Annotated in this window: 4 protein-coding genes; 2 read left to right on the top strand and 2 right to left on the bottom strand. The window is 65.7% G+C overall.

Annotated features, from left to right (window positions below):
• A partial coding sequence (locus tag VFA16_RS07840; RefSeq protein ID WP_324967270.1) for an NAD-dependent epimerase/dehydratase family protein occupies positions 1-700 on the bottom strand: 700 nt, incomplete at its 3' end.
• 163 nt (positions 701-863) lie between these two features.
• Between VFA16_RS07840 and VFA16_RS07835 the strand changes: the two genes are divergently transcribed.
• Entirely contained in the window at positions 864-1,175 is a 312-nt protein-coding gene (locus VFA16_RS07835; protein ID WP_324967269.1) for a hypothetical protein, read from the top strand.
• Here the strand turns inward: VFA16_RS07835 and VFA16_RS07830 are convergent.
• Positions 1,170-1,787 carry an alpha/beta hydrolase gene (locus VFA16_RS07830; protein WP_414687667.1) on the bottom strand — a complete coding sequence of 206 codons (618 nt, stop codon included), beginning with the start codon at positions 1,785-1,787 and terminating at the stop codon, positions 1,170-1,172. The genes VFA16_RS07835 and VFA16_RS07830 overlap by 6 nt on opposite strands.
• Between VFA16_RS07830 and VFA16_RS23775 the strand changes: the two genes are divergently transcribed.
• Positions 1,707-1,874 carry a hypothetical protein gene (locus tag VFA16_RS23775; protein ID WP_414687668.1) on the top strand — a complete coding sequence of 56 codons (168 nt, stop codon included), beginning with the start codon at positions 1,707-1,709 and terminating at the stop codon, positions 1,872-1,874. The genes VFA16_RS07830 and VFA16_RS23775 overlap by 81 nt on opposite strands.
• Positions 1,875-2,029: the final 155 nt, after the last annotated feature.

Below are 2,029 nucleotides of genomic sequence, written 5' to 3'. Positions count from 1 at the left end.
CGACGTTGAACGCACCGTGTACCGGGCGGACGACAGCCAGCCGGAAGGCATGCGCGGCGTCGACGGAGTGCAGAGCCTGTAGGCGCAGACCGGGCAGGTCCGGGACGATGGGCAACAGCGACGGCCGCACCAGCGTGGTGGGCAGCAGCGGACCCGCGAACAGGCGGCGCTGCTCGGACGCCGACTCGCGCTTGAAGATGAATCCGGGCCGAAGTCGCACGACTCGTATGTCCGGATGCTCACGTTCGAAGGTGTCGAGCACCCGCTCTAGATACGACTTCTCGCGCCCGTACGCCGCGGTCGGGAGCGCGTGAGTAGGCCAGGTCTCGTCGACCGGGCGGTCTTGCGGCCCAGGGGAGTACGCGCCTACCGACGAGGCGTATACCAGCGCGCCCACACCGGCACGGGCCACGGCGTCGAAGACGCGGATGCTGCCCAGGACGTTGTTGCGCCAGGTCGCTAGCTCGTCGTGCGTGGGCTGGAATATCCAGGCCAGCTGCACGACGGCGTCAGCGCCGCGGAACTGTGTCTCAAGGTCGTCGTGGCAGACGTCCGCCTGAATCCAGGTCGTCTTTGGCGGCTGCCATTGCGGGCGGCGACGGGCGATGCCGACGATAGTGTCGATCTGTTCATCGGACGCAAGCACCTCCACGAGGCTGGTACCGATGTTGCCGGTCGCGCCGACAACGACCACTCGCATCGCCAGTCACCTTTCGCCGATCTCGGCGCTGTGTACCCGCTGCCGAACTTTCGTACTCGGACGGCGTCTCCGCTAAGGCCGCATCCTCAGGAGGGACGTTTAAAGAGGGCGCATCGGTGCAACGCAGAGTCGAGTATCCGCCCGGCACGTGGAGGAGGACAGCATGCTCTGGGTTGCGGTGGTGCTCCTCGTGGCCGGCGTCGTGGTATTCGCCGCCGGATTCATCCTTTTCACCAACGGTGTTGGGGTGGCACCGCACGACCGCACACAAAGCGATCCCACGGGAGTCAAGCGGGCCGCGTCACGGGTGCGGTGGGGAGATCTTTTTCACCGCATTCCCACAGCCGTCAACGTCTTGATCAACAAGGAGGCGGGCCAAGGCGAGAAGTTGGCGGCCTCCGGCTCGTTGTTGGTGCTAATCGGCATTGTCGCGTTGTGTGTCGCTGTGCTGGCATTTCTCGCCGCACTTCTATGAGTCGCCCGCACGCCCAGCGGCGGTCGCGATCCGGCCTGCCACGTCGGTTGCGACGGCCAAAGTGCGAGGATCCTGGGCGGCCGAATAGCGATCGGCGGCCGGGTCGTAGGTCGCGCCCGCGATAGACCCATGGTCGGCGGAAAGCTCGACCGCCTCGACCGGCCACTGGTGCTGCTCGAGAAGCGAGGCGAAAGCCCGGCTCGCAGCCACCGGGACCACGTCGTCGTCAACGCCGTGTAGCAAGGTGAACGGCGGACGGTCGGAGTTGCCTTGCAGCGTGGGGTCGAGGTCTTTACCGAAGATCGGGTCGGGGACCATGAACGCGCCGGCAAGGCATACAGTGTGGGCCAGCCGTATACCGAGGTCTCGCGCGTGAATGGTCGACGCGGCCGCTGCGACCGCTCCCATCGACCAGCCGACGAGCACGAGTTGGTCAGGCTCTGCGGCACGGTCTCGGGCGAACTGCAGCGACTGCAGCAGATCGCTACGTCCGCCGTCTTCAGCGTGCGAATTCCAGTCAGGCACCACCACATGAAGCCTGTTCCGGGCAACCAGGTCAGCAAGTGGGCGCATGGCAGCGCGAGCATTGGTCTGCTGGCCATGCCACATCAGTACGGTGGTTTGTCCGGGATCGCCGAAAAGATCGACCAGACGGCCGGGGGCGTACTCGACGGTCTCCAAGTTGGTCCGCGGTTGTAGAGCCCTGATCAGGGCTTCGGCGGTTGTGGCCCGCCGTGCGGGCCGACGATAGCGCTGATGATGTCGAGCTGGGTTTTGACTTCTGCCGGGGACTTGCCGGGGTCGACGGTTGCCGCGTCGTTCTTCTGCCACGGCTGGCAGCCGTCTGTCTTGAA

It is taken from the genome of Mycobacterium sp. (assembly GCF_035653355.1).
Lineage (GTDB): Bacteria > Actinomycetota > Actinomycetes > Mycobacteriales > Mycobacteriaceae > Mycobacterium.
The sequence above is the reverse complement of the archived record's forward strand: the minus strand, read 5'-3'. Positions and strand labels throughout refer to the sequence as shown.

Excerpts from the sequence above, each read along its gene's own strand:
- VFA16_RS23775 (WP_414687668.1), top strand. The coding sequence starts at position 1,707 with ATGAAGCCTGTTCCGGGCAACCAGGTCAGCAAGTGGGCGCATGGCAGC.
- VFA16_RS07835 (WP_324967269.1), top strand. The coding sequence starts at position 864 with ATGCTCTGGGTTGCGGTGGTGCTCCTCGTGGCCGGCGTCGTGGTATTC.